Consider the following 25,370-nt stretch of genomic DNA (forward strand, 5'->3'; position numbering starts at 1 on the left):
CAGGCCGGTCTACCGGCCTGCCTGCCTCAGTTCCGCCGCGATCTCCGCCAGCGCCTCCGCCGCCCGGCGCTGCAGGCCGGGTCCGAACGTGACCCGGGTGGCGCCGAGTTCACCCAGTTCGGCCGCCGATGCCCCGCCGAGCCGGGCGAACACGTTCAGCGGCCCGCGGATGCCGGACCGCAGCAGCGGAAGCATCTCGGGCGGTGCCCCGATCGGGTACACGCAGTCCGCCCCCGCGGCGACGTACAGCGCGGCCCGCTCGATGGCCCGCTCGGGATCTCCGTCCCCATGGGCGAAGACATCGACACGGGCGTTCACGAAGAGCAGGTCCGCCGCCGCGCTCCGTACCTCGGCCAGCCGGTCGGCGTGCCGGGCCGCGTCCTTGAGGACGCCGCCCGTGGAGTCCTCAAGGTTGCAGCCGACGGCGCCCGCCTCCAGCAACCGCTCCACCAGCTCCTTGGGCGCGAGCCCGTAGCCGTCCTCGACATCCGCCGACACCGGCACGTCGACGGCCCGGACGATCCGCGCGACCGCCGCGAACATCTCGTCGGCGGGCGTCTCCCCGTCCGCGTACCCGAGCGAGGCGGCCACCCCGGCACTCGGTGTGGCGAGCGCCGGGAACCCGGCCTCCACGAACACGCGCGCGCTCGCGGCGTCCCAGGGGCCGGGCAGCACCAGCGGATCGTCCGGCACGCGCCCGTGGTGCAGCGCCCGGAACGCCTCGGCCTTGTTCACCACCGTGTACTCCCCTCCGGGCCGCGTCGGGCCGTCACTTGTACTGGCCCGCCCGGTAGTGGCCGGGCGCCAGGCGGCAGGTCACACCGAACCGGTTCCAGGCGTTGATCACCGTGATCGCGGCGATCAACTGGGCCAGCTCGGTCTCCTCGAAGTGCCGGGCCGCACGCTCGTACACCTCGTCCGGGACGAACCCTTCCGTGAGTACGGTGACGGCCTCGGTCAGCTCGATCGCCGCGAGCTCCTTCTCCGTGTAGAAGTGCCGCGATTCCTCCCATGCGCTGAGCTGCACGATCCGCTCCACGCTCTCGCCCGCCGCGAGCGCGTCCTTGGTGTGCATGTCGAGGCAGAACGCGCAGTGGTTGAGCTGCGAGGCGCGGATCTTCACCAGCTCCAGGAGCAGGGGGTCCACCCCGCGCCGGGCCGCCGCGTCGAGCCTGACCATCGCCTTGTAGACGTCGGGGGCGAGCTCGGCCCAGTTGAGCCGCGGGGCGTGCTCGGGCGCGTACCGCGCGGTCTCGCCGTCGGTCGGCGCGGTCGGGGCCGCGGTGGTCGTCGTGGGGCTGGTCGTGGTGGTCTGCGTGGCCGTGTCCTGCGTCGTCATGTGATCGACCCTACGAGGGGAGTAGCCCAGGAGTATGGTCCATTTCCATGGCGAGAACATGGGCCACTTTGGGCGTCGACCTTCATGTCGAGCCGACCGGATCCGGTATCCGCAAAGGGCTGACGGACGCGCTGCGCGAGGCGGTCCGCAGTGGCCGGCTGGCCCCCGGAACCCGCCTCCCGCCCTCCCGCTCGCTCGCCACCGACCTGGGCGTCGCCCGCAACACGGTCGCCGACGCCTACGGGGACCTGGTCGCCGAGGGCTGGCTCACCGCCCGCCAGGGCTCGGGCACACAGGTGGCCGAGCGGAGCGTCGCACCACCGGCGCCGGAGGCCGCGCCGCGCCGCCGTGAACAGGGCCGTCCCGCGTACGACCTCGTTCCCGGCACCCCCGACCTCGCGTCGTTCCCGCGCACCGCCTGGCTCAAGGCGGCCCGCCGCGCCCTGACCCGCGCACCGCACGACGCCCTCGGCTACGGCGATCCGCGTGGCCGCCCCGAACTGCGCGCCGCTCTCGCGGGCTATCTCTCCCGCGCGCGGGGCGTCCGCGCCGACCCGGAGCGCATCGTGATCTGCTCGGGCTTCTCGGACGGCCTCACGCTGCTCGGCGCGGTCCTGCGCCGGCGAGGTCTGCGCTCGCTCGCCGTGGAGTCGTACGGCCTGGACGTGCACTGGAATCTCCTGCACCGCTCGGGCCTGCGCACGACTCCTCTGCCCTTCGACGAACTCGGCACCGACACGCGCGACATGACGGGTGTACGAGCCGTACTGCTCACCCCCGCCCATCAGTTCCCGATGGGCGTGCCGCTGCACCCGGACCGCCGGGCCGCCGTCGTCGGCTGGGCCCGCCGCACCGGCGGGCTCGTCCTGGAGGACGACTACGACGGCGAGTTCCGCTACGACCGGCAGCCCGTCGGCGCGTTGCAGGGTCTGGACCCCGACCACGTGGTCCATCTGGGCACCGCGAGCAAGTCCCTGGCGCCCGCTCTGCGCCTCGGCTGGCTGGTCCTGCCGCCGTCCCTCGCGGACGAGGTCATCTCCCTCAAGGGGGAGGGAGGTTGGTCCACCGGAGTACTGGACCAGCTGACCCTGGCGGAGTTCATCACCTCCGGCGCCTACGACCGCCACGTCCGCGCCGCCCGTCTGCGCTACCGGCGCCGCCGGGACGCCCTCGTCGCCGCGCTCGCCACCCGTGCCCCCGTCGTGCACGCCACCGGCATCGCCGCAGGACTGCACGCCGTGCTCCAACTCCCGCCGGGCACCGAGCGGTCGGTCGTCCAGGCCGCCGCCTGGCAGGGCCTCGCGGTGCACGGCCTCTCCCGCCACCGCCACCCCGATGCCCTCACCCCGCCCCAGGACGCCCTGGTCGTCGGCTACGGCACACCGCCGGATCACGCCTGGTCGGGCGCACTGGACGCGCTGTGCCGGGCACTTCCCTGAAAGGGAGATTCTTGTTCGTGAGGGCTCTCGAAGGCTCTCGCGAGCCCTCGACGGTTCGTGAAGGTTCGTGAAGGCTCGTGACGGTTCCTGAAGTGCGCTCCGGTGGCTGCCACCGGAGCGACCGGGAGACCGATCCCCGCGGGACCTCCACGCCTCGCGGGACCCCTACGCCTTCCGCTCTTCCTCTTCCTCCGTCTCGGTCGCCTCCGCGGGCGCGGAGGCGGACGTCTGCGTACCCGGCGCCTCGCCGAACCGCGCCAGCGCCAAGGCCCCCGCCACAGCCACCGCGAAACCGAGGACCGCCAGCCAGGACAGTCCCTCGCGCGTACGGTCGCCCAGCCACACCACCCCCACCAGCGCGGGCCCGATGGTCTCCCCGATGACCAGCCCGGCGGTGGCCGTCGTCACCGAACCCCGTTCCAGGGCCGTGGTGAGCAGCAGGAACGCGGCCCCGCCACCGATCAGCAGCGCGTACGTCGCCGGGTTGGCCAGCAGCCTCCCCGGATCGAGGTCCGCGATCAGCCGCACCGCCACCTCGACCACCCCGAACCCGAACCCCGCCCCGAGTCCCAGGGCGAGCGCCCGCCCCCGGTCGGGCAGCCGTCCGCCGACCAGCCCCAGCGCCAGGACGGCCAAAGACGTTCCCAGCGTCGCGTACTTCAACGCCAGGGACCCCGTCCGGTCCCCCTCCGTCCCGGACGCCAGCCCCAGCATCGCGAGCCCCGCGCACACCACCGCCACGGCGCCCCACTCGACCCGGCTCAACCGCACATGGAGCAGCCGCGAGGCCACCACCGCGGTGACGGCCAGGCTCGCGGCGAGGGCCGCGCCGACGGCGTAGATCGGGAGCGACCGCAGCGCGACGATCTGCAGCAGGAACCCGACCCCGTCGAGGCCCAGCCCCGCCAGATACCGCCACTGCCGCAGCGCCCGCAGCAGCAGTGCCGCCGCGCCGCCGACCCCGCCGCCCGTCCCGCCCTCGCCCGCGGCCCGCGCGGCCATCGCCTGCAGAACCGTCGCCGTACCGAAACAGACCGAGGCACCAAGGGCGCACACCATTCCAAAGAGCACGAAGTGACTGTAGGGGACAGCGCGTCGCCGGGGGCCGCCGCGGGTGCGCCGCACCCGATCTCTAATCTGTTCCCCTCAACGAACGCGAACAGAACAAACGGGGGAAGCGGACATGGCAGACGTACGACGCCAACTGCGCTCGGGCACGGTCGTCCTCGGCGGCATGGGACTCCTCGCGGCGGCGCTCTCCGCCTGCTCCGCCGACCCTGACAAGCGCTGCGTCGACCGCGACAGCTACCACCTCGGCAAGGGCTACAAGGTCGTCGCCGACAAGAACTGCGATTCCACCAAGGTCTCGGCCGACAGCGTCTGGTACTACGGCGGCGACAGGAAGAGCGGCTGGATCGACGGCGGCTCCCTCACCGAACCCCGGAGCTCCAGCGGCTCCGGCGGTTCCGGTGGCAGCCACGGCGGTGTCCACCGGGGCGGCTTCGGCGGCGGCAAGGGCAGCTCCGGCGGCTGACCCCGCGGGAGCCCTCCGACCGGACGGCGCGCCCGCACCCAGTACGCCCGCACCCAGCGCGTCCGCCGCGTCCGCGCCCGAGCGCGTCCGGCACGCCGGGACCCCGCGCGTCCGCCGAGCACCAAACGCGTCCGCCGCGCCCCCCGAACAGAGAACTCACGCACTCATGGAACGCCGCACCATCGTCCCCCGCCCCGGCTGGCAGCAGACCGTCGAGCAGCAGGGACTCGTCTACCCGCTCACCCGCCACCCTGACGACTCCCTGCGCCCCTACTGGGACGAGAGCGCCTACTACGTCTTCTCGCTGCCCGAGGTGGAGGCGCTGGAGGAGGTCGTCGAGGAACTGCACGCCATGTGCCTGGCGGCGGCCGGCCACATCGTCGAGCGGGAGCGCTTCGCCGATCTCGGCATCGACGATCCGCGCGTCGCGGCGGCCGTCGCCGAGTCCTGGCACCGGCGCGGCGAACTCCCGTCCGTCTACGGCCGTTTCGACCTCCGCTACGACGGCACGGGCCCGGCGAAACTCCTTGAGTACAACGCCGACACGCCGACCTCGCTGGTCGAGGCCGCGAGCCCCCAGTGGTTCTGGATGCAGGACCGCTTTCCCGGCGCCGACCAGTGGAACTCCCTCCACGAACGCCTCGTCGCCGCCTGGAAGAAGCAGGGCGCCCTGCTCCCGCCGGGCAGCCCCCTCTACTTCGCGCACTCCGCCGAGGACGAACTCGGCGAGGACCTGATGACGGTCGCCTACCTGAAGGAGACCGCGGAACAGGCCGGTCTCGACACCGACTGGATCTCGATGGAGGAGATCGGCTGGGACCCGCTCTCCGGCCGCTTCGTCGACAACCGGCTCGGCTTCATCCGCAGCTGCTTCAAGCTCTATCCCTGGGAGTGGCTGACCTCCGACGAATTCGCCGGCCATGTCCTGGACACCCTCGACAACGGCGGCGGCACCGGTACGACGCTGTGGATCGAGCCCGCCTGGAAGATGCTCCTCTCCAACAAGGCCCTCCTCGCCGTCCTCTGGGAGCTCTACCCGGACCACCCGAACCTCCTCCCCGCCTACCTCGACGGCCCCCGCGAGCTGGCCCGTACGAACGGGTACGTCGCCAAGCCCCTTCTCGGCCGCGAGGGCGCCGGTGTGACGATCCACGAACCCGGCGCCGCCCCCGTCGTACGCGAAGAGGCCTGCTGTTACCAGGAGCTGGCGCCGCTCCCGTCCTTCGACGGCAACCGTGTCGTCCTCGGCGCCTGGGTCGTCGAGGACGAGTCGGCGGGCCTCGGCATCCGGGAGTCCTCGGGCCCGATCACGGACGAGTACGCCCGTTTCCTGCCCCACGTGATCCTCTGACCGCCAGGTCCGGACAGGTCTGCCGACTCCGGGCGGGCCCGGGTCCGGCAGACCTGTCCGGGGCCGTCCGGAACTGTCGGGCCCAGGCGGGTCAGGGCGGGGCGCTCGGCGCGTCCCTGCGGCGGGGGACGCGACCGGCGCCGCCCTACGCCCCCAGCACGGCCCGCAGCTGGGCCAGACCCCAGTCCAGGTCCTCCTTGCCGATGACCAGGGGCGGGGCGATCCGGACGGTGACGCCGTGGGTGTCCTTCACGAGGACGCCCCGGTCCATCAGCTTCTCGGAGATCTCCCGGCCCGTGCCGTGCGCCGGGGCGATGTCGACGCCCGCCCACAGGCCGCGCCCGCGCACCGCGGTGACATGACCGGAGTCCTTCAACAGACCCAGCTCATGGTGCAGATGCTCACCGAGCTCGGCCGCCCGCCGCTGGTACTCGCCGGACCGCAGCATCGCGATCACCTCCAGCGCCACCGCGCAGGCCAGCGGATTCCCGCCGAACGTCGACCCGTGCTCCCCCGGCCGGAACACCCCGAGCACCTCCGCGCTCGACACCACCGCAGACACCGGCACCACCCCGCCGCCGAGCGCCTTCCCGAGGACGTACACGTCCGGCACCACACCCTCGTGCTCGCAGGCGAACGTCCGGCCGGTCCGCCCCAGCCCCGACTGGATCTCGTCCGCGACGAACAGCACGTCACGCTCCAGCGTCAGCTCCCGCACCGCCGGCAGGTAACCGGCCGGCGGCACCAGCACCCCCGCCTCGCCCTGGATCGGTTCCAGCAGCACGGCCACCGTGTTCTCCGTGACCGCCGACCGCATCGCCGTCAGGTCCCCGTACGGCACGATCTCGAATCCCGGTGTGTACGGGCCGAAGTCGGCCCGCGCCTCCGGGTCCGTCGAGAAGCTGATGACCGTTGTCGTACGCCCGTGGAAGTTGTTGCCCGCGACCACGATCTTCGCCATCTCGGCGGGGACGCCCTTGACCCGGTACCCCCACTTCCTGGCCGTCTTCACCGCTGTCTCCACCGCCTCCACGCCGGTGTTCATCGGCAGCACCATCTCCATGCCGCACAGCGACGCCAGCTCCCGGCAGAAGTCCGCGAACCGGTCGTGGTGGAACGCCCGCGACGTCAGCGTCACCCGGTCCAGCTGTGCCTTGGCGGCCTCGATCAGCCGCCGGTTGCCGTGGCCGAAATTCAGCGCCGAGTATCCGGCCAGCATGTCGAGGAAGCGGCGCCCCTCGACATCCGTCATCCAGGCTCCGTCCGCCGTCGCCACGACGACCGGCAGCGGGTGGTAGTTGTGCGCGCTGTGCGCGTCGGCCGAGGCGATGAACGCCTCCGTCGTCTCCCTGGCATCCATAGCGGTCACGGGATCTCCGTTCTCTGACGAGCGGCACGGGGGGAGTGGCGCGGTCTTCCCCGGCACGCCGCACGGCGCGTTCTCCCCGGGCGCGGGCTCCTGTTGCCCGCGCGGGGATGGGCTTGTGGCCTATTTCCTATCGTCGCTCGCATGGTGGACCGGGGACCCCGGTGATCCGGCGCGCCCGGTAGGCTGACCGGCGGGGCCGTGACTGGCGCGCTGGGATGGGATCGACCATCGGGGAGCGGCACCCGCGCTGTGGCTTCACCGGGGTGATCCCCGGACCTCTGAACGGAGTAGCAGGCCGTCGTGAGGGACCCGGAGTGTCCGGGCGAGGAGTCGTGGCAACCGAGTGCCGTGCGCCTGGGCCGACCCGTGAACGCTGAACGCCACGTCCGGAGGCCGTCATGCCAGAGCCCCTTTCCACCGAGTCCACCGCCTTCCGCAGCGCCCTCGAGGTGATCCGGGCCGTGGAGCCCCGCGTCGCCGACGCCATCGGCCAGGAAGTCGCCGACCAGCGCGACATGCTCAAACTGATCGCCTCCGAGAACTACGCCTCCCCGGCCACCCTGCTGGCCATGGGCAACTGGTTCAGCGACAAGTACGCCGAGGGCACCGTCGGGCGCCGCTTCTACGCCGGCTGCCGCAACGTCGACACCGTGGAGGCCCTCGCCGCCGAGCACGCGCGCGAACTGTTCGGTGCCGAGCACGCCTACGCCCAGCCGCACTCGGGCATCGACGCCAACCTCGTCGCCTTCTGGGCCGTCCTCGCCGCCCGCGTGGAGGCTCCGGCGCTCGCCAAGGCCGGTGTCCGCAACGTCAACGACCTCTCCGAGGCCGACTGGGCCGAACTGCGCCAGGCCTTCGGCAACCAGCGCATGCTCGGCATGTCCCTGGACGCCGGCGGCCACCTCACGCACGGCTTCAGGCCCAACATCAGCGGCAAGATGTTCGACCAGCGCTCGTACGGCACCGACCCCACCACCGGTCTCATCGACTACGAGGCCCTGCGCGTCTCCGCCCGCGAGTTCAAGCCGCTGATCCTCGTCGCCGGGTACTCCGCCTACCCCCGTCTGGTGAACTTCCGGATCATGCGCGAGATCGCCGACGAGGTCGGCGCCACCCTCATGGTCGACATGGCGCACTTCGCCGGCCTGGTCGCGGGCAAGGTCCTCACCGGTGACTTCGACCCGGTCCCGCACGCCCAGATCGTCACCACCACCACGCACAAGTCGCTCCGCGGCCCGCGCGGCGGCATGGTCCTGTGCGACGAGACCCTTGCCGAGCAGGTCGACCGCGGCTGCCCGATGGTCCTCGGCGGCCCGCTGCCCCACGTCATGGCCGCCAAGGCCGTCGCGCTCGCCGAGGCCCGCCGCCCCGAGTTCCGCGACTACGCCCAGGCCGTCGTCGACAACTCCCGTGCCCTGGCCGAGGGGCTGATGCGCCGCGGCGCCACGCTGGTCACCGGCGGCACCGACAACCACCTCAACCTCATCGACGTCGCCACCTCGTACGGACTGACCGGCCGCCAGGCCGAGTCCGCGCTGCTCGACTCGGGCATCGTCACCAACCGCAACGCCATCCCCGCCGACCCGAACGGTGCCTGGTACACCTCCGGTATCCGCATCGGCACCCCCGCGCTGACCACCCGTGGTCTGGGCGCGACCGAGATGGACGAGATCGCCGGTCTGATCGACCGCGTCCTCACCGCCGCCGAGGCCGGCACCACCGCCAAGGGCGCGCCGTCCAAGGCCCAGCACGTCCTGGACGCGAAGATCTCCGACGAGATCGCCCACCGCGCCACCGACCTGCTGGCCCCGTTCCCGCTCTACCCGGAGATCGACCTCGGCTGACGCACCGCACCGGGGCCGGATCCGTCCGGCCCCGGACCAGTGGCGGGGTCGGACCGATCATGGTCCGTCCGACCCGAGGCGCTCGGGCCCGGTCAGTTCAGGCCGGGTCGGCCGGTCACTGGACTTCGATGAGCTCCTGGCGTGACCCCAGCAGTGGCCCGGCGTTCTCACGCCGGGCCCGGACCGCCGCGTGGCAGATGAACCATGTGGCCCCGGCGCCGAGCGCCACGCCCGCCGCGAGTCCGGGCACCGCCCAGAACCCGGGGTCCAGTTCCACCTCGGCGGCGGACACGATCGACCCGGAGCCGAAGAGCCTTCCGTCCTTCGTCAGCTCGTCGAACACCGAGCGCGACGCCGGATGCCAGCGGATGTCGTCGGTCATCGAGTCCGGCGACAGATTCGACCGCACCCACGGCGTACCGTCCAAGGCGAGGTACACCTGGTCCTGGCGCTCGATGGTGACATCACCGCCGGGTGTCCGATGGGCGGTCCGCGTCCCGTCCCCGGTACCCGTGACCCCCCAGATCACCGTGGCCTGCGGCTCGGGGAGGTGGCCGTCCTTCCAGCCGTCGGGCGCTTTCTCCGTTCCCGTGTACCGGGGCGACAGCAGCCGCCACAGCCGTCCGAAGTCCGGGTCCTCGTTGTGCAGGGTGGTCGCCCGTCCCGTGTCGCCGGCGATGGTCAGGGCGACGTCCGGGCTGTCCCCCGAGGAGCGCTGCGCAGCGTGCTCCGCGCTCTCCCGGAGCGCCGGTGAGACCACTGGCGCACTCGCCGCCGGGCCGGCCAGGGCGGACGGTGCCGCCGACACCACCGCCGCGGCGGCCGCCCCCAACGCCCCCACCACCGTGACCAGTTCACGAAGCCCGCGCATGGAACCCCCAACCGGCCGGCGTAGAGCCGGCCCGCACACCGTTGTGCCAATTCCTGGGTTGCACCGCCGGACTCGCCGGGGTTCCCCTCGACGGCGACGTCCGAGCAGTGCTCCGCCCTGCCGAATCCGGCTACCTGGCGTTTCGGCATTCTTAAGCGTCGGGGACCTCGAAAAACACCCCCTCCAGCAGAAATGTCACCTCACCGTTGCACTTCTATGACGGTGGGTGTTCGAAACCCGCTCAGGTGAGCGAAATGGTCACCGTCTGTGCTGACGAGTCGGAGGCTCGGAGGGCACGGTTCCCGGAACCACAGGGCCGGCCCACCCGGGTCCCATCTCTTTCCGGCCAGTTCCGGAGCGGTCCCCGGCACCTGAGAGAATGGTGAACATGGCCTCTGACAGTCCTCGCGTGCTCTCCGGAATCCAGCCCACGGCAGGCTCGTTCCACCTCGGCAACTACCTTGGCGCCGTCCGTCAGTGGGTGGCGCTCCAGGAGTCCCACGACGCGTTCTACATGGTCGTCGACCTGCACGCGATCACGATTCCGCAGGACCCCGCGGACCTGCGTGCCAACACCCGGCTCGCCGCGGCCCAGCTGCTCGCCGCCGGTCTCGATCCCGAGCGCTGCACGCTCTTCGTCCAGAGCCATGTTCCCGAGCACGCGCAGCTCGCCTGGATCATGAACTGCCTCACCGGTTTCGGCGAGGCCGCCCGCATGACCCAGTTCAAGGACAAGTCGGCCAAGCAGGGCGCCGACCGCGCGAGCGTCGGCCTCTTCACGTACCCGGTCCTCCAGGTCGCGGACATCCTGCTGTACCAGGCCAACGAGGTCCCGGTCGGTGAGGACCAGCGCCAGCACATCGAGCTCACGCGCGACCTCGCGGAGCGTTTCAACGGCCGCTTCGGCGAGACGTTCACGATCCCCAAGCCGTACATCCTCAAGGAGACGGCGAAGATCTTCGATCTCCAGGACCCGTCGATCAAGATGAGCAAGTCGGCGTCGACGCCGAAGGGCCTCATCAACCTGCTCGACGATCCGAAGGCGACCGCCAAGAAGGTCAAGAGCGCGGTCACCGACACGGACACCGTCATCAGGTATGACGCGAGCGCGAAACCGGGTATCAGCAACCTGCTGACCATCTACTCGACGCTCACCGGGGCCGGAATCGGGGAGCTGGAACAGAAGTACACGGGCAAGGGCTACGGCGCGCTGAAAACGGACCTCGCCGAGGTCATGGTCGACTTCGTGACACCGTTCCGGGAGCGCACCCAGCAGTATCTGGACGACCCGGAGACACTCGACTCGATCCTGGCCAAGGGCGCCGAGAAGGCGCGCGCCGTCGCCGGGGAGACGCTCTCCCAGGCGTACGACAGGGTCGGCTTCCTGCCCGCCAAGCACTGACGGCCGAGGCCGCCACCGAAGGCGCGGCCGTGCCCCGGCCGTACGGCGGCGGCACGGCCCTCTACCACAGCACCCTCGGCAGTCAGTACGAGACGAGCGCGACACTCTTACGACGGCCGATTGCGGGTCATACCGCCGTACAGTCGAAAGCCGGGCAGGCCGGCAACCGCCTCCGCCCGCGCAGCACCACCGAACAGCCCTGATCACCGACAACGACAGGAGACGACGTGGGGACCGTAACGATCGGCGTGTCGATCGCGGTCCCGGAGCCTCACGGCAGCCTGCTCCAGGAGCGGCGCGCGGGCTTCGGCGACCCCGCGGCTTCCGGCATTCCCACGCACGTCACCCTGTTGCCGCCGACCGAGGTCGACGGCTCGGCGCTGCCCGCCATCGAGGCGCACCTCGTCGAGGTCGCGGCCGTCGGGCGCCCGTTCCCGATGCGGCTGTCCGGCACGGGCACCTTCCGCCCCCTGTCGCCGGTCGTGTACGTACGGGTGGCCGACGGCGCGGAGGCCTGCACCTGGCTGCAGAAGCAGGTCCGGGACGCCTCGGGACCCGTCGCCCGCGAGCTGCAGTTCCCGTACCACCCGCACGTCACCGTGGCGCACGGCATCGACGACGAGGCGATGGACCACGCCTTCGAGGCGCTTTCCGGGTACGAGGCCGGGTGGCCCTGCACCGGATTCGCCCTCTACGAGCAGGGCGCCGACGGCGTGTGGCGCAAGCTCCGCGAGTTCGTCTTCGGCGGTGCCGGGGTGCCTCCGCAGGCGTCCGCGCCCGAGCGGGACACCACACTGCCGGCGCTCTAGGACGACCGGCCCGTCTGCTCCCGGGCCCCAGCCTCCGGGGCCTGCTCTCCAGCGTTCCGGCCTCCGGCGTCCCGGCGCCTTCCATGGTCCCGCCCGTCGGTGTCCCGCCCGCCGGCGGAACCTCAGATCGGCAGCCGCCGGAACACCGCTCGTGGCGTGTGCCGCAGCGCCGACATGACCATCCTGAGCGCCCCCGGCACCCACACGGTCTCGGACCGGCGCCGCAGCCCCAGCTCGATCGCCGCGGCCACCGCCTCCGGGGTGGTCGACAGCGGCACCTCCGCCAGATGGGCCGTCATCCGCGTACGGACGAACCCGGGGCGTACGACCATGACGTGCGCGCCCGTGCCGTACAGGGCGTCGCCGAGGCCCTGCGCGAAGGCGTCCAGGCCCGCCTTGCTGGAGCCGTAGATGAAGTTCGAGCGGCGGGCGCGTTCGCCCGCGACCGAGGACAGCACCACCAGGGAGCCGTGCCCCTGCGTCTGCAGCGCCCGCGCGCACACCAGGCCGGACGACACCGCGCCCGTGTAGTTGGTCTGCGCCACCCGTACCGCCAGGGCCGGCTCCTTCTCGTCCACGGCCTGGTCGCCGAGCATCCCGAAGGCCATCAGCACCATGTCGATGTCGCCCTCGGCGAAGACCTTGCCGAGTACGGCCTCGTGGGACTCGGGGTCGAGGGCGTCGAAGGCGACGGTACGCGCGTCCGCGCCCAGCCGGCGCAACTGCTCGGCGGCCTCTTCCAGGGCGGGCGTCGGCCGTCCGGCGAGCCACACCGTGCGGGTGCGCCGGGTGATCAGCCGGCGCGCGGTGGCCAGCGCGATCTCGGACGTGCCGCCGAGGACCAGCAGGGACTGGGGGATTCCGAAGGCGTCCTTCATGACAGCTCCTGGAGACGAGGGAACGAAGACGGGCGGCCGGGGAAGGGCGCTCTACAGGCCCAGGCGGCGGGACAGGTCCGAGGTGAAGACTCCCCGCGGGTCCAGCTCCTGCCGCAGGGACCGGAACGTGCCGAGCCGCGGATACATCGCGTCCAGCAGTTCGGGCCGCAGCCGCGCGTCCTTGGCGAGGTACACACGGCCCCCGGCGCCCGCCACCTCCTCGTCCAGCTCGTCGAGGAAGGAGCCGAGGCCCGGCAGGTTCGCCGGGATGTCCAGGGCGAGGGTCCAGCCGGGCACAGGGAAGGACAGCCAGCCCGCATCGCCCTCGCCGAAGCGCTTCAGGACGGCGAGGAAGGACGGGCAACGGCGCTCGGAGATGCGCCGCACGATCCGGCGCAGCGTCTCCTCCCGGCCGTGTCCGACGACGAACTGGTACTGGACGAAGCCACCGCGCCCGTAGACGCGGTTCCAGTGCGGCACCCCGTCCAGGGGATGGAAGAAGGTGGGGATCCGCTGGAGTTCACCGGTCCGCGCGCGGGGCGCCTTGCGGTACCAGAGCTCGTTGAAGAGGCCCACCGTCGTCCGCCCGAGGAGCCCCTCCGGTACGAAGGCGGGGGCGGCCGGCAGTTGCGAGGGGCGGAACGCCAGCGGGTGTCTGCGTGCGCGTGGGGGCAGCGAGTCCAGCGGCGCGTGATCGCCGCGGGTCAGGACCGAGCGCCCCATTCGCGCCCCGCGCGCGAGGAGGTCGATCCAGGCGACCGAGTAGCGGTACCGGTGGTCGGTGGCGGTGAGGCGGGCCATCAGGTCGTCCAGGTCCACCGCGCGTTCGGTGTCGACGCACATCAGGGCGGTCTCCACCGGCTGGAGGCGGACGGTCGCCGTGAGGATCACACCGGTCAGGCCCATGCCGCCCGCCGTGGCGTCGAACAGGGGGGTGCCGTGCGCGACCGTCCGGATCTCGCCGTCCGCGGTCAGCAGCTCGAAGGACAGGACATGGCGGGCGAACGAGCCCGACCCATGGTGGTTCTTGCCGTGGATGTCCGCGCCGATCGCGCCGCCCACGGTCACATAGCGGGTCCCCGGTGTCACCGGCACGAACCAGCCGAGCGGGAGCAGGACCTCCATGAGCCGGTGCAGGGACACCCCCGCGTCGCACAGGACCGTGCCGCCGTCCACGTCGATGGCGTGGATCCGGTCCAGGCCCGTCATGTCGAGCACCGCCCCGCCCGCGTTCTGCGCGGCGTCGCCGTACGCCCGCCCGAGTCCCCGGGAGATCGCTCCCCGCGCCCCGCACTCCCGGACGGCCGCCGCCGCCTCCTCGTACGTGCGCGGGCGGACGAGACGGGCGGTGGTCGGGGCGGTGCGGCCCCAACCCGTGACGGAGACGGTGTCGGCAGGCATGACCATGACCGTAGCGCCGCCAAGGGTGCATAACGGGGCAATCTACCCAACCCTCACGGCTCCTCACCGAAATGGGTGATTAATGGGATGTCGTTCAAGATTGCCGTAATTCTGCGACCACTCCCTAGAAGAGTGCGATCACATGGACGACCTTGACGACCGTGACGAGATGGATCGGCGGCTTGACGACCATGGCCACCGTGGTGACATGGATCAACGGCCTGACGGCCACGGCCACCGGGGCGGCGGCATGGACCAGCGACGTGACGGCCCCGGCCGCCCCGACGGCATGGACCGCCGACTTGATGACCTGGACCGTCGGTTGCTGTCCGCATTCCACGCGTACGGCGGGGACCCGCGCGTCGCGGCCGTCGCGCGCGCCCTGTCCGGGAGCGGGGAGCACGGCGCCCTGTGGCTCACCGCGGGCCTCGCGGGCGCGGCCGTCGACCGCGAGCGGCGCGGCGCGTGGTTGCGCGCGACGGCGCTCGCCGTCGGCGCGCACCTCGCGAGCATGGGGGTGAAACGGATCGTGCGCCGCCCGCGTCCCACGCACGTGGCGTCCCGGGTCCGCACGGCCGGACGGCACTCCTTCCCCAGCTCGCACGCCACCTCCGCGTCCGCCGCGGCGGTCGCCTACGGCACGCTCGGCGTGTATGCCGTCCCACCGCTCGCCGCCGCGATGTGCCTGTCACGCCTGGTCGTCGGCGTCCACTACCCGACGGATGTCGCCGCGGGCGCGGCCCTGGGCGCCGCGGCAGCCGGACTGGGCGCCCGCTGGATCGGGGCCGGCCATGGCTGAGCGCACGGCGCTTCTGGAGCGCGCCCCGGCCGTCGCCCCACCGCCGAGGGGCCTGACCGGGATCGTCCGGGGCCTCGTCAGGACCGCGCGCCCCCGCCAGTGGGTGAAGAACGTGCTCGTCGTGGCCGCCCCGGCCGCCGCGGGCCGGCTGTTCTCGCCGCACGCGCTCGGCCGACTGGGCCTGGTCTTCGCCCTGTTCACGGTCTGCGCCGCCGCCGTGTACCTGATCAACGACGCCCGGGACGCCGTCGCCGACCGCGCCCACCCGGTGAAGCGTCACCGCCCGGTCGCCGCGGGCCAGGTCCCCGTCCCGGTCGCGTACGCCGTCGGGGGCACCCTCGGGGTCCTTGCGGCCGCCGCCGCCGCCTGGTTCTGCCCACCGGCCGTCTGCGCGCTGCTGATCGCGTACATCGGCATGCAACTGGCGTACTGCGTCAGCCTGAAGCACGTGCTCGTCGTGGACCTCGTCGTCGTCACGACCGGGTTCCTGATGCGGGCGATGATCGGCGGTCTGGCCCTCGGTATCCCGCTCTCGCGCTGGTTCCTGATCACCACCGGCTTCGGGGCGCTGTTCATGGTCTCGGCGAAGCGTTACTCCGAAGCCGTGCAGATGGCGGGGAAAGCGGGCGCCACGCGCGCGTTGCTCACCGAGTACACGACCGGCTACCTGCGCTTCGTCTGGCAGCTGGCCGCCGGGGTCTCCGTCCTCGGCTACTGCCTGTGGGCCCTGGAGGAGGGCGGGGTGCCGAGCGCCGGCGTGCTGCCGTGGCGTCAGTTGTCCATGGTCGCCTTCATCCTGGCCGTCCTGCGCTACGCCGTCTTCGCCGACCGGGGTACGGCGGGCGAGCCGGAGGACGTGGTCCTGCGCGACCGCCCGCTCGCCCTCATCGGCCTGGTGTGGCTGGCGATGTACGGGCTCGCGGTGGCGAACTGGTGAGCGTCACGGAGGACCGGCCCGGCTCCGGGCTCCGCGACGCCCGCGAGGCGGGTGCCGCGGTCCCGGGCGACCCGGGGACCGCCGTCATGGAACCGGTGGCGGCCCCCGGGGCGACCCGCCTCCACAAGCGGTTCCTGGGTGAGCTCCTCGGGTTCGCCGCGGTCGGTGTCCTCGCCTACGCGGCCGACCTCGGCCTCTTCGTCTGGCTGCGCGGTCCGGTGGGTCTGGACCCGCTCACCGCCAAGGCGCTGTCCTTCCTGGCCGGTTGCTCGGTGGCGTACGCCGGAAACGCGCTCGGCACCTACCGGCACGTGGCGGCCCGCGGCCCGCGCCGGTACATGATCTTCTTCGCGGTGAACATCGCGGGCGCGCTCGTGCAACTGCTGTGCCTCGCCGTCAGTCACTACGGGCTCGGGTTCACCTCACCGCGCGCGGACACCGTCTCGGGTGCGGGAATCGGCATGGCATTCGCCACTGTCCTGCGTTTTTGGGGTACCCGGTCACTGGTTTTCCGAGGCGAGGGCAGAGTCGGATCATGGACTGGCTGAAAAAGATTCCCGGCGTAGGACCTCTGGTCGTCAGCCTGATGGCCACGCACGCGTGGCGGTCGTACGAGCGGCTGGACCGGGTGAAATGGACACGGCTCGCCGCGGCGATGACCTTCATCAGCTTCGTGGCGCTGTTCCCGCTGCTGACCGTGGCCGCGGCGATCGGGGCGGCCACGCTGAGCAGCCAGCAGCAGAAGGACCTCCAGGACAAGCTCGCGGAGCAGGTGCCGGGCATCTCCGACCAGCTCGACATCCACGGCCTCGTCCAGAACGCCGGCACCATCGGGGTCATCGCGGGCGCCCTGCTGCTGGTCACCGGCATCGGCTGGGTCGGCTCGATGCGGGAGTGCCTGCGCGCGGTCTGGGAGCTGCCCGACAGCGAGGAGAACCCCTTCCTGCGCAAGCTCAAGGACGGCGGAGTCCTCGTCGGGCTGGGCGGCGCCGTGCTGCTCACCATCGCCGTCTCCACGCTCGCGTCGACGGCGATGGGCTGGTCGGCGCGGCACGTGGGCCTCGACGAGAACGGCTGGGGGAGCACCCTGCTCCAGGTCATGGCGTTCGCGGTGGCCGTGTTCGCCGACTTCCTCGTCCTGCTGTACGTCCTCACGCTGCTTCCCGGCGTCGAGCCGCCGCGCCGCAGGCTGATCGTCGCGGCGCTGATCGGCGCCGTCGGGTTCGAGCTGCTCAAACTGCTGCTCAGCGGCTATATGCGGGGTGTGGCGTCGAAGAGCATGTACGGCGCCTTCGGGGTGCCGATCGCACTGCTCCTGTGGATCAACTTCACGTCGAAACTGCTTCTGTACTCCGCCGCCTGGACGGCGACGCCGAGCGCGGAGCCGGCACAGGAAGCGGCGGGTCCCGAGGAGCCCGCGGGTCCGGACGAGCCGGCCGGCTCACCGGAACCGTCCGGCCCGGAAGAACCGTCCGGCTCCGCCGGTCCGGCCGGCTCGGAGGGCCGGACGACCTCAGGGGCTCCGAAGAACGCGAAGGCTCCGGAGCCCCGGGTGGTCAGCGGCGGCGGCGCATCAGGTCCGGCAGCGGCCAGCGGCGGTTGACCAGGAAGATGCCCGCCGCGAGCAGAACGAGGAAGCCGCCCGTGAGGCCGAGCGCGATGCCGATGCCGCTCGAACCGCCCTTCGCCGTGGCGGTGGAGGCCGCCACCGGCTTGGTGGAGGCGTTCGGGGAGCCCGTGCCGGAGCCTGTGTCCGGGCTCGCACCGCCCGAGGCCTTCGCGCCTGGCTGAGCGGTGGTGTCGACGCCCTTGGGCGGGACGAGTTCACCCACGGGCTGGACCTTGCCCACGGCCTGGAATCCCCAGTCGAGCAGCCGCGCGGCCTCCTTGTAGACCTCGTTGTGCTCCTTCTTCTCCGGGTTCATGACCGTGACGAGCAGCACCTTTCCGTCGCGCTCGGCGACACCCGTGAAGGTGGCGCCCGCGTTGGTGGTGTTGCCGTTCTTCACGCCCGCGATGCCCTGGTACACGGTGACGTCGCTGTCACCGGACAGCAGCCGGTTGGTGTTCTGGATCTCGGAGGACGCGCGGCTGGTCGTGCCCTTCTTGTTCTTGGTCGTCGCGCCGGGGAATTTCGCCCGCACCGTCGAGCAGTACTCCCGGAAATCCTTCTTCTGGAGCCCCGAACGGGCGAACAGCGTCAGGTCGTACGCCGACGACACCTGGCCCCCGGCGTCGTAGCCGTCCGGGCTCACCACGTGCGTGTCGAGGGCCTGGAGGTCCTCGGCGTGCGCCTGCATGTCCTTGACCGTCCGGTCCACGCCGCCGTTCATCGCGGACAGCACATGAACGGCGTCGTTGCCGGAACGCAGGAAGACACCGAGCCACAGGTCGTGGACGGTGTACGTCTCGTTCTCCTTTATGCCCACCATGCTGGAGTCCGCGCCGATGCCCGCCAGGTCGGAGGGGACCACCTTGTGCGGGGTGGTCCTCGGGAACTTGGGCAGCACCGTGTCGGCGAACAGCATCTTCAGGGTGCTCGCCGGGGGCAGCCGCCAGTGCGCGTCGTGCGCGGCCAGGACGTCGCCCGACTCCGCGTCGGCGACGATCCAGGAACGGGCGGTGATGTCCTTGGGCAGGACGGGGGCGCCGCCGCCGAGGTTCACCTGACTGCCGGGCCGGCCGAGCTGCTCACCGCCGAGGGTCGACATGTTCGCCGGGGGAGTGGCGGACGGCGAGGCCGTCGGGCTCTCCGCCGGGGCCGGGTCGTCGGCGGCGTCGGCGAACGCGGGCGAGGTGAGCGAAAGGGTCAACAACGTGGCGGAAGCGACCAACAAGGATCGCCGGATGGTCTTTTTCGAGGCAGACACGATCGAGAAATTACAGGGGTCGTGACCGGAAGTCCCATCACCATTCGGGGAAGCGGCCTCGCTCTCTCCACCCCGGCGCCGGATCACGGTGGGCGACGGCGATACTGAACGCATGAAGCTCAGCCGCCCCGTGTCCTGGTTCCTGCTCGCCTTCGGGGTGTGGAGTTGGGTCATTTGGGTCACTTTCGTTAAGAATCTATGGCAAGACGTCAGCGGGCTCGCGTTCGATGGCGCGGGCGATCCGACGGCGTATTTCTGGGTGCATCTGACGCTCGCCGTCGTTTCGTTTGTCTTGGGGACGGTCGTCGGGGTCATTGGGTTGCGCGGCGTACGCGCTTTGCGCCAGACGTCATAACGGGGGATACGGCGTCATGGTCATCTTGTTCGTGTTGGCGGGCGTGACCGCGCTGGCCGTGCTCGGCGGGCTGCACCGGTATGCCTGGCGGCGGCTGATCCGGGACACCACGAGCGGCCCCGGAGCGGTCCGCCGGGTGGGCGCGGCCGTCTTCGTCGCCGGGCCGCTGCTGATGATCGGCGCCGTCGCGAGCGAGCGTGCGGGTGCTCCCTTCTGGCTCCAGCGGACGCTGTCCTGGCCCGGGTTCCTGTGGATGGCGCTGACCCTCTACCTCGTGCTGGCACTGCTCGCCGGGGAGCTCGTACGGCCGGTCCTGCGGTGGGCCGGGGAACGCCGGGCTGCCGGAGGGCGGAAGGCCGACGGGGCCGCGTCCCCCGCCGTGGCCGAGAGGGCGGGGCCGCGCGAGACCGTACGTTCCCGCTCCGGCATGTCGCCTTCGCCGGACCCCGCGGAACGGCCGGCACCGGCGGGACAGCCGGAGCCTGCGGAACGGCCGGCACCGGCGGGACAGCCGGAGCCTGCGGAACGGCCGGCACCGGCGGGACAGCCGGAGCCGGCAGGGCAGGCGGAACCGGCCGGGGCGACCGGGTCGGCAGAATTGGCCGGAGGAGCCGGAGGAGCCGGGGTGCCCGGAGGGGCCGGGGTGGCCGGAGGAGCGGTGGTCGTTCCGTTGCCGTCGCGGCGTCTCTTCGTCTCGCGGGTCGTGGGTGGCGCGGCCGCGGCCGTCGCGGTGGGGACCGTGGGCTACGGGACGTACGGCGTCCTGCGCGGGCCCGCGGTGAAGCGCGTCACCGTGCCGCTCGCCAAACTGCCCCGGTCCGCCCACGGTTTCCGGATCGCCGTCGTGAGCGACATCCACCTGGGGCCGGTGCTCGGGCGCGGGTTCGCCCAGAAGGTCGTCGACACCATCAACTCCACGCAGCCCGATCTGATCGCCGTCGTCGGTGACCTGGTGGACGGAAGCGTGAAGGACCTCGGTCCCGCGGCCGCGCCGCTCGCTCGGCTGCGAGCCCGGCACGGGTCCTACTTCGTCACCGGGAACCACGAGTACTTCTCCGGAGCCGAGCAGTGGATCCGGGAGGTGCGGGAGCTGGGAATCCATCCCCTGGAGAACGCGCGGACCGAGCTGGCCGGATTCGACCTCGCCGGTGTGAACGACCTGCAGGGCGAGAGCGAGGGACAGGGACCCGACTTCGGCAAGGCGCTCGGGGACCGGGACAGGACGCGAGCCTGTGTGCTGCTCGCACATCAGCCGGTGCAGATTCATGAGGCGGTACGCCACGGGGTCGACCTCCAGTTGTCCGGACACACGCACGGCGGGCAGCTGTGGCCGGGAAACTTCGTCGCGGCCGCGGCCAACCCGACACTCGCGGGCCTGGACCGCTACGGCGACACGCAGTTGTACGTCTCCCGGGGCGCCGGGGCCTGGGGGCCGCCGACCCGGGTCGGCGCGCCCTCGGACATCACGGTCGTCGAGCTGGCCTCGCGCGAAGCCTGAGAGTCCGCTGTGAAACGGGCCGGAAATGATCATTTGCGTCGGTCTGGCGCACTCTTCCCGATTCCCTTCCCCGGTTGAAACTCCTGTGGTTAGGTGATCCGCGTCACTAGGGGAGTGACGTGCGGTGGGCCTGGGAGGGCACCGATGCGATCGGTTCGCTTATGGATTCCGGCGACGTTGCTCGTCCTGGCGGGCGTGGGTGTGGCCGGCTGGCAGCTGATGCCGGCGAAGGAGAACAGCGACCGCACCATCACGGTGGGCACGACGGACGCCGTCACGTCGCTCGACCCGGCCGGTGCCTACGACGCCGGATCCTGGGCCCTGTTCAGCAATGTCTTCCAGTCGCTGCTCACCTTCGAACCCGGCGGCGCCAAGCCCGTCCCGGACGCCGCCAAGGGCTGCGCGTTCATCGACACGGGGCTGCGCACGTATCGCTGCACACTCCGCGACGACCTGACGTTCCCGAGCAGGCGCAGGATGACCGCCGCGGACGTGAAGTTCTCCTTGGAACGCGTCAAGCGGATCAACGACGAGGTTGGGCCCGCCTCCCTCCTCTCCACCCTGGGCGGCGTGGACGCGAGCGGGCAGACCGTCACCTTCCATCTGTCCGCGCCCGACGCGACCTTCCCGTTCAAGCTGGCGACCGGCGCCGGTTCGATCGTCGACAGCACCCGCTACCCCAAACGCAGCCTGCGCACCGGCACGGACGCCGACGGCACCGGGCCGTACGTCCTGACGGCCTATACGAAGAACACGCGGGCCGTCCTCGCCCCCAACCCCCGCTACAAAGGCGCCATCAGTGACGTCGGCAGGCCCGTCGTGCTGCGCTACTACCCCAACTCGCAGGCGCTGGAGGTGGCCCGGAAGGCCAAGCGGCTGGACGTCGCGGCCCGTCAGCTGCCGCCCGCCGTGCTCGCCGCGCTCTCGCCGAGCGACCCCGCGCAGCGCGTCACGGAGGCCGAGAGTGCCGAGACCCGCAACCTCGTCCTCAACGTGCGCGCGCGTTCGCCGCTGCACGACCGGCGGGTACGACAGGCCGTCGCCTCGCTGATCGACCGCGAGGCACTGGTCGACCGGACGTACAAAGGGACCACCGACGCGCTGTACGGGCTGATCCCGGCGGGGATCACGGGCCACGCGACGTCGTTCTTCGACGACTATCCGAAACCGGACGCCAAGAAGGCACGGGCCCTGCTGACCGAGGCCGGGGTCCCGTTGCCCGTGCGCTTCACCTACGGGTTCGCCGAGGGGCGGGGTGCCGCGGGCGAGGAGGCAGCCGAGCTCAAGGAGCAGCTGGAGGCGAGCGGACTGTTCAAGGTGACGACCGAGGGCTTCGAGTGGACCGAGTTCCAGAAGCGCTACGCGGAGGGCGGGCTGGACGCCTGGGCGGTCGGCTGGGTCGCCGACTACCCCGACGCGGACACCTTCGGCTCGCCGCTCGTCGGCACCGGCAACAGCATGAAGAACGGCTACAGCAGCAAGGACGTCGACCATCTGATCCAGGAGACCCAGCAGGACGACGACCGCAGCCGCACGACGGACGCGTTCCGGCGGCTTCAGCAAGTCGTCGCCCAGGACGTTCCGTTGATTCCCCTGTGGCAGCGCAAGGACTACGTCATCAGCAGTGAGGACATCAGCGGCGGCCAGTATCTGTCCGACGGGACCGGCGTCTTCCGCCTCTGGCGGCTGAGCTGGCTGTGACAAGGGCCTTTTCCCGCCCGGCCGTTGCCCGCCGCGTGCGCGTCCTGCCCTCGTGTCCTGCCCGCGCGTTCTCCATACGAGTTTTCCACGCGAGCTCGCAGCGTGAGTTTTCATGTGGACTCTCGGCGTGAGTTCTCCACGCGGGGTCGCGGCCGCGGGCGGCGGTGGCGGCCCTCGCCGTCGCCGCCGCCCGCGGATGAGCAGGTGGTCCTTCTACGGGTGCGGAGTTGATCCGTACGCCGTCAGGAAGCGGTCACGGAACGAGTCCATCTTCCACACCGGAGCGTTGTGCTCGGGCTGCAGGCCGTCCGTCCAGCCCCAGTCGGCGATCTTGTCGAGCACCTTCGGATCCTTGGCGATGATCGAGACGGGCACGTCACGGCTGGCGTGGTCGCCGCTGACCCGGGAGATCGGCTGGTGGTCGCCGAGGAAGATCAGCACGGTGTTCTTGTTGCCGTACTTCACCAGATAGTCGATGAGGCTCGTCACCGAGTACTGGATCGACTTGCCGTACTCCACCTTCGACTTCGGCGAGCTGGTGATGATGTCCGCGGGCCTGTTGCCGGCCTTCTCGATCGCGTCGTAGATCGATCCGTCGCCGACCTGGTCCTGGGGGACCGTCTGGGGGATCGGCGCCCAGGGCTGGTGGCTAGAGGTCAGGATGATCGTCGACATCAGCGGCTTGTCGTGCTTCTTGCTGTGCACCAGGCGCTCGAACGCGGTCAGGGCGTACTGGTCGGGCATGGTCGACCAGCTGAACTTCGGTCCCTTGTACCCGAGGTGGTGGGCGTCGTAGAGCTTGTCGATGTCGTAGAACTTCTGCTCGGGCCAGGCCTTCTGGATGCCCGGCATGACGCCCACGGTGTCGTAGTCGCCGGTCTTCTTGAAGGCACCGGGCAGGGTCAGGTGATCGCCCGCCGTCACGGTGCGGTAGCGCTGCTGGTTGCTGATCCACAGGCCCGACATGAACGTGGAGTGGCCGAGCCAGCTGCTGCCGCCGTACGTCGCGGAGGTGAGCCAGCCGCTCCTGGCCGCGAAACCGGCCTGGGTCAGCTTCTCGTTCTCCGAGGTCAGGGTCGCGTCGACGCCCGGCGCCATGACCGGGTCCTCGATGGCACTGCGGCCGTAGCTCTCGATGAACGTGATGATCATGTCCTTGCCGCGCAGGTCGGTGAGCAACTGGCTGGGCGGCGTGTTCGCGAAGTTGTCCTTCTTGGCGATCTTGGCGAACTCGGCTTCGTCCCGCAGTGTGTTGCGCACCCCGTCCGCCCGGTTCTGGACGGCCCGCGCGACGTCCTCGGAGGCTATGGGCACTCCGGTGAACTGCACGCCGAGCGCGGCGCAGGTGACCCAGACGATGGCCAGGACCAGCGTCGTGCGGGTCGCCGTCTCGGTGTTCCGGGCCACCAGGTTGCCCAGCCGGACGACCGACATCGCCATGAGGACCAGTACGGCGATCACGAGCGCCACGGCGAGTCCCACGATGCCGAGCGCGCCGCCGTTGCCGAACGTGTCCTGGAGGTAGGCCTGCGCGTCGCCGAAGAGCGACCAGTCCAGGACGACGTTGAAGCCTCGCCCGAGATATTCGTTGAAGCCGATGTCGAGGAAGTTCAGGATGGTCAGGACGCCCAGAGCGAGCCCGGCGAGCACCGCCACGGCGATCCGCGGCCTGCGGGGCAGGACGATCAGCAGCGCGGCACCGAAGATCGCCTCCACCGGGAGACGCAGGAACTCGGTCGGCTGGAACTTGTCCGCCTGGTTCGGCATGAGCAGCGCGAACAGGACGAGTCCGGCGGCGAGGACGGTCGTGGTCCACGCGAGGGTTCGGGCGGCGACGGGATACCGGTCCCGCCACCCGCGCCACCGGCCGCGCACGGGCGGCTCGTCTCCCGGAGGCTCCGCCCCGTCACCGGTCCCGCCCCCGACGGCCGCGTCCGGGGCGTCGGGGCCGCTCTCCGCGGCGTCCTCGGACGGGGCCGAGGGGTCGTCCGCGTCCGCGCCGACCTCGGCGGGTTCTTCCGTCACGGTCTCCGTGCCGGTCGCGGTCGCGGTCCTGGTCTCGGGCGGGACCGCTTCGGCGGAGCTGTCGGCGGCGGCATCGGTGGCGGTACCCGTCTCGACCAGGACGTCGGCCTCGGCCGAGGGGGCGTCGGGGTCGGCGTCCGTGCCGGTGCCGGTGCCGTCCACCGTTTCAGCGGGGGTGGCTTCTGCCGGAGTCCCGTCCGGGTCTTCGGCCTCGCTCGAAGGGGCGTCGGCGTCGGTCTCGGCAGGGGAGATCCGCTCGGCGGAGGTCGCTTCCGCCGGAGTTCCGGCCAGGTCCTCGGGGTGGATCGAGGTGGCCCCGTCGGTCGGGGTGATCTCGGGGGCCGCCTCGGCCGCTGCCTCCCCCTCGCCCGAGGCGGCGGCGTCCTCATCCGTATCCGTGGCCGCGTCCGCGAGCGGCTCCGGCGTCGGCTTGTCGCGCGAAGGCGCCTCGTCCGTGTTCGGCAGCTGTCGAGAGCTCGTTTTGAACGACAACCCGGCGGTCCTTCCGTGCGATGCGTCGTGGTGGCGTGGCGGTCCGATCGGAAGAGACCGATTCGCCCTCATAGTGGTGTACGGGGCCGTGGCGGCCCGTGTTCAACCGCTTCGGTCAGCTTCTGCCCAAGTCCGTTCCCGCAGGTCACGGCGGTGTGAGCGAGGCCGTCCCGGCGCGCAGGGCAGACCCGGGAGCGTCACCGGCCCGGCGTCCTCGTCCCCACTCCACGGGTGCAAGCACCCTCGTCCCACCGCCGTCGCCGCTCCCACCGCACCGGCGTCCGAGCCCTCACCGCACCACGGCCGGCGGCCCCACCGCACCGGCGTCCGAGGTGTCACCGCGTAGCCGTCGGCGGTCCCACCGCGCCCTCACCGCACCACCGTCGGCCGTCCCACGCACCGGCGTCCGAGCTGCAGCCCACCACCGCCGGCGGCCCCACCGCGCCGGCGTCAGAG

Annotated in this window: 22 protein-coding genes; 13 read left to right on the top strand and 9 right to left on the bottom strand. The window is 71.5% G+C overall.

Annotated features, from left to right (window positions below):
- Positions 1-9: 9 nt before the first annotated feature.
- Together N4G66_RS22455 and N4G66_RS22460 are read right to left on the bottom strand one after the other, a co-directional pair.
- Complete coding sequence (locus tag N4G66_RS22455) at positions 10-735, bottom strand: isocitrate lyase/PEP mutase family protein (protein ID WP_261706000.1); 726 nt, start codon at positions 733-735, stop codon at positions 10-12.
- Between the two features lie 34 nt (positions 736-769).
- Positions 770-1,339 carry a carboxymuconolactone decarboxylase family protein gene (locus N4G66_RS22460; protein ID WP_261705945.1) on the bottom strand — a complete coding sequence of 190 codons (570 nt, stop codon included), beginning with the start codon at positions 1,337-1,339 and terminating at the stop codon, positions 770-772.
- A 47-nt stretch (positions 1,340-1,386) separates the two neighbouring features.
- Between N4G66_RS22460 and pdxR the strand changes: the two genes are divergently transcribed.
- A complete protein-coding gene (pdxR, locus tag N4G66_RS22465; RefSeq protein ID WP_261705946.1) occupies positions 1,387-2,778 on the top strand; it encodes a MocR-like pyridoxine biosynthesis transcription factor PdxR in 1,392 nt (463 codons plus the stop codon).
- Between the two features lie 165 nt (positions 2,779-2,943).
- Here the strand turns inward: pdxR and N4G66_RS22470 are convergent, their stop codons facing one another.
- Entirely contained in the window at positions 2,944-3,837 is an 894-nt protein-coding gene (locus tag N4G66_RS22470) for a hypothetical protein (RefSeq protein ID WP_261706001.1), read from the bottom strand.
- Positions 3,838-3,961: 124 nt separating this feature from the next.
- On the opposite strand from N4G66_RS22470, the gene N4G66_RS22475 reads away from it, so the two are divergent.
- Both N4G66_RS22475 and N4G66_RS22480 read left to right on the top strand, forming a co-directional pair.
- Entirely contained in the window at positions 3,962-4,312 is a 351-nt protein-coding gene (locus tag N4G66_RS22475) for a hypothetical protein (protein ID WP_261705947.1), read from the top strand.
- Between the two features lie 166 nt (positions 4,313-4,478).
- A complete protein-coding gene (locus tag N4G66_RS22480) occupies positions 4,479-5,663 on the top strand; it encodes a glutathionylspermidine synthase family protein (RefSeq protein ID WP_261705948.1) in 1,185 nt (394 codons plus the stop codon).
- A 145-nt stretch (positions 5,664-5,808) separates the two neighbouring features.
- Here N4G66_RS22480 and rocD read toward each other — a convergent pair whose 3' ends face one another.
- Entirely contained in the window at positions 5,809-7,023 is a 1,215-nt protein-coding gene (gene rocD / locus N4G66_RS22485; protein ID WP_261706002.1) for an ornithine--oxo-acid transaminase, read from the bottom strand.
- Positions 7,024-7,430: 407 nt separating this feature from the next.
- Here rocD and N4G66_RS22490 point away from each other — a divergent pair, with 407 nt between their 5' ends.
- The gene (locus N4G66_RS22490) at positions 7,431-8,876 is read left to right on the top strand and encodes a glycine hydroxymethyltransferase (RefSeq protein WP_261705949.1); all 1,446 of its coding nucleotides are present in this window, start codon (positions 7,431-7,433) and stop codon (positions 8,874-8,876) included.
- A gap of 115 nt (positions 8,877-8,991) precedes the next feature.
- Here N4G66_RS22490 and N4G66_RS22495 read toward each other — a convergent pair whose 3' ends face one another.
- Positions 8,992-9,747, bottom strand: coding sequence for a hypothetical protein (locus tag N4G66_RS22495; protein WP_261705950.1), 756 nt, complete (start codon positions 9,745-9,747; stop codon positions 8,992-8,994).
- A gap of 388 nt (positions 9,748-10,135) precedes the next feature.
- Here N4G66_RS22495 and trpS point away from each other — a divergent pair, with 388 nt between their 5' ends.
- Positions 10,136-11,149: a tryptophan--tRNA ligase gene (gene trpS, locus N4G66_RS22500; RefSeq protein WP_261705951.1), complete on the top strand. Its 1,014-nt coding sequence runs from the start codon at positions 10,136-10,138 to the stop codon at positions 11,147-11,149.
- 227 nt (positions 11,150-11,376) lie between these two features.
- Positions 11,377-11,958, top strand: coding sequence for a 2'-5' RNA ligase family protein (locus N4G66_RS22505; RefSeq protein WP_261705952.1), 582 nt, complete (start codon positions 11,377-11,379; stop codon positions 11,956-11,958).
- A 122-nt stretch (positions 11,959-12,080) separates the two neighbouring features.
- Here the strand turns inward: N4G66_RS22505 and N4G66_RS22510 are convergent, their stop codons facing one another.
- Positions 12,081-12,836, bottom strand: a complete 756-nt coding sequence (locus N4G66_RS22510; RefSeq protein ID WP_261705953.1) for a decaprenylphospho-beta-D-erythro-pentofuranosid-2-ulose 2-reductase — start codon at positions 12,834-12,836, stop codon at positions 12,081-12,083.
- 51 nt (positions 12,837-12,887) lie between these two features.
- The gene (locus N4G66_RS22515; protein WP_261705954.1) at positions 12,888-14,237 is read right to left on the bottom strand and encodes an FAD-binding oxidoreductase; all 1,350 of its coding nucleotides are present in this window, start codon (positions 14,235-14,237) and stop codon (positions 12,888-12,890) included.
- A gap of 250 nt (positions 14,238-14,487) precedes the next feature.
- Between N4G66_RS22515 and N4G66_RS22520 the strand changes: the two genes are divergently transcribed.
- From N4G66_RS22520 to N4G66_RS22535, 4 genes are all read left to right on the top strand, one after another.
- Positions 14,488-15,036 carry a phosphatase PAP2 family protein gene (locus N4G66_RS22520; RefSeq protein WP_391858860.1) on the top strand — a complete coding sequence of 183 codons (549 nt, stop codon included), beginning with the start codon at positions 14,488-14,490 and terminating at the stop codon, positions 15,034-15,036.
- Complete coding sequence (locus tag N4G66_RS22525; RefSeq protein WP_261705955.1) at positions 15,029-15,973, top strand: decaprenyl-phosphate phosphoribosyltransferase; 945 nt, start codon at positions 15,029-15,031, stop codon at positions 15,971-15,973. The genes N4G66_RS22520 and N4G66_RS22525 overlap by 8 nt, the downstream gene beginning before the upstream one ends.
- 86 nt (positions 15,974-16,059) lie before the next feature.
- The gene (locus N4G66_RS22530) at positions 16,060-16,521 is read left to right on the top strand and encodes a GtrA family protein (RefSeq protein WP_261706004.1); all 462 of its coding nucleotides are present in this window, start codon (positions 16,060-16,062) and stop codon (positions 16,519-16,521) included.
- Positions 16,509-17,576 (top strand): YihY/virulence factor BrkB family protein, encoded by a 1,068-nt coding sequence (locus N4G66_RS22535; protein WP_261705956.1) that lies wholly within the window; start codon positions 16,509-16,511, stop codon positions 17,574-17,576. The genes N4G66_RS22530 and N4G66_RS22535 overlap by 13 nt, the downstream gene beginning before the upstream one ends.
- Here N4G66_RS22535 and N4G66_RS22540 read toward each other — a convergent pair.
- Positions 17,530-18,843: a D-alanyl-D-alanine carboxypeptidase family protein gene (locus N4G66_RS22540; protein WP_391858854.1), complete on the bottom strand. Its 1,314-nt coding sequence runs from the start codon at positions 18,841-18,843 to the stop codon at positions 17,530-17,532. The genes N4G66_RS22535 and N4G66_RS22540 overlap by 47 nt on opposite strands.
- A 112-nt stretch (positions 18,844-18,955) precedes the next feature.
- On the opposite strand from N4G66_RS22540, the gene N4G66_RS22545 reads away from it, so the two are divergent.
- The 3 genes from N4G66_RS22545 (at position 18,956) to N4G66_RS22555 (ending at position 22,397) form a co-directional block, all read left to right on the top strand.
- Positions 18,956-19,198, top strand: a complete 243-nt coding sequence (locus N4G66_RS22545; protein WP_261705958.1) for an SCO4848 family membrane protein — start codon at positions 18,956-18,958, stop codon at positions 19,196-19,198.
- Between the two features lie 16 nt (positions 19,199-19,214).
- Positions 19,215-20,696 (top strand): metallophosphoesterase, encoded by a 1,482-nt coding sequence (locus N4G66_RS22550; protein WP_261705959.1) that lies wholly within the window; start codon positions 19,215-19,217, stop codon positions 20,694-20,696.
- A 144-nt stretch (positions 20,697-20,840) separates the two neighbouring features.
- Positions 20,841-22,397, top strand: a complete 1,557-nt coding sequence (locus N4G66_RS22555; protein ID WP_261705960.1) for an ABC transporter substrate-binding protein — start codon at positions 20,841-20,843, stop codon at positions 22,395-22,397.
- Between the two features lie 213 nt (positions 22,398-22,610).
- Here the strand turns inward: N4G66_RS22555 and N4G66_RS22560 are convergent, their stop codons facing one another.
- Entirely contained in the window at positions 22,611-24,914 is a 2,304-nt protein-coding gene (locus N4G66_RS22560) for a sulfatase-like hydrolase/transferase (protein ID WP_261705961.1), read from the bottom strand.
- Positions 24,915-25,370: the final 456 nt, after the last annotated feature.

It is taken from the genome of Streptomyces rhizosphaerihabitans (assembly GCF_025399795.1).
GTDB classification, from domain to species: domain Bacteria; phylum Actinomycetota; class Actinomycetes; order Streptomycetales; family Streptomycetaceae; genus Streptomyces; species Streptomyces rhizosphaerihabitans.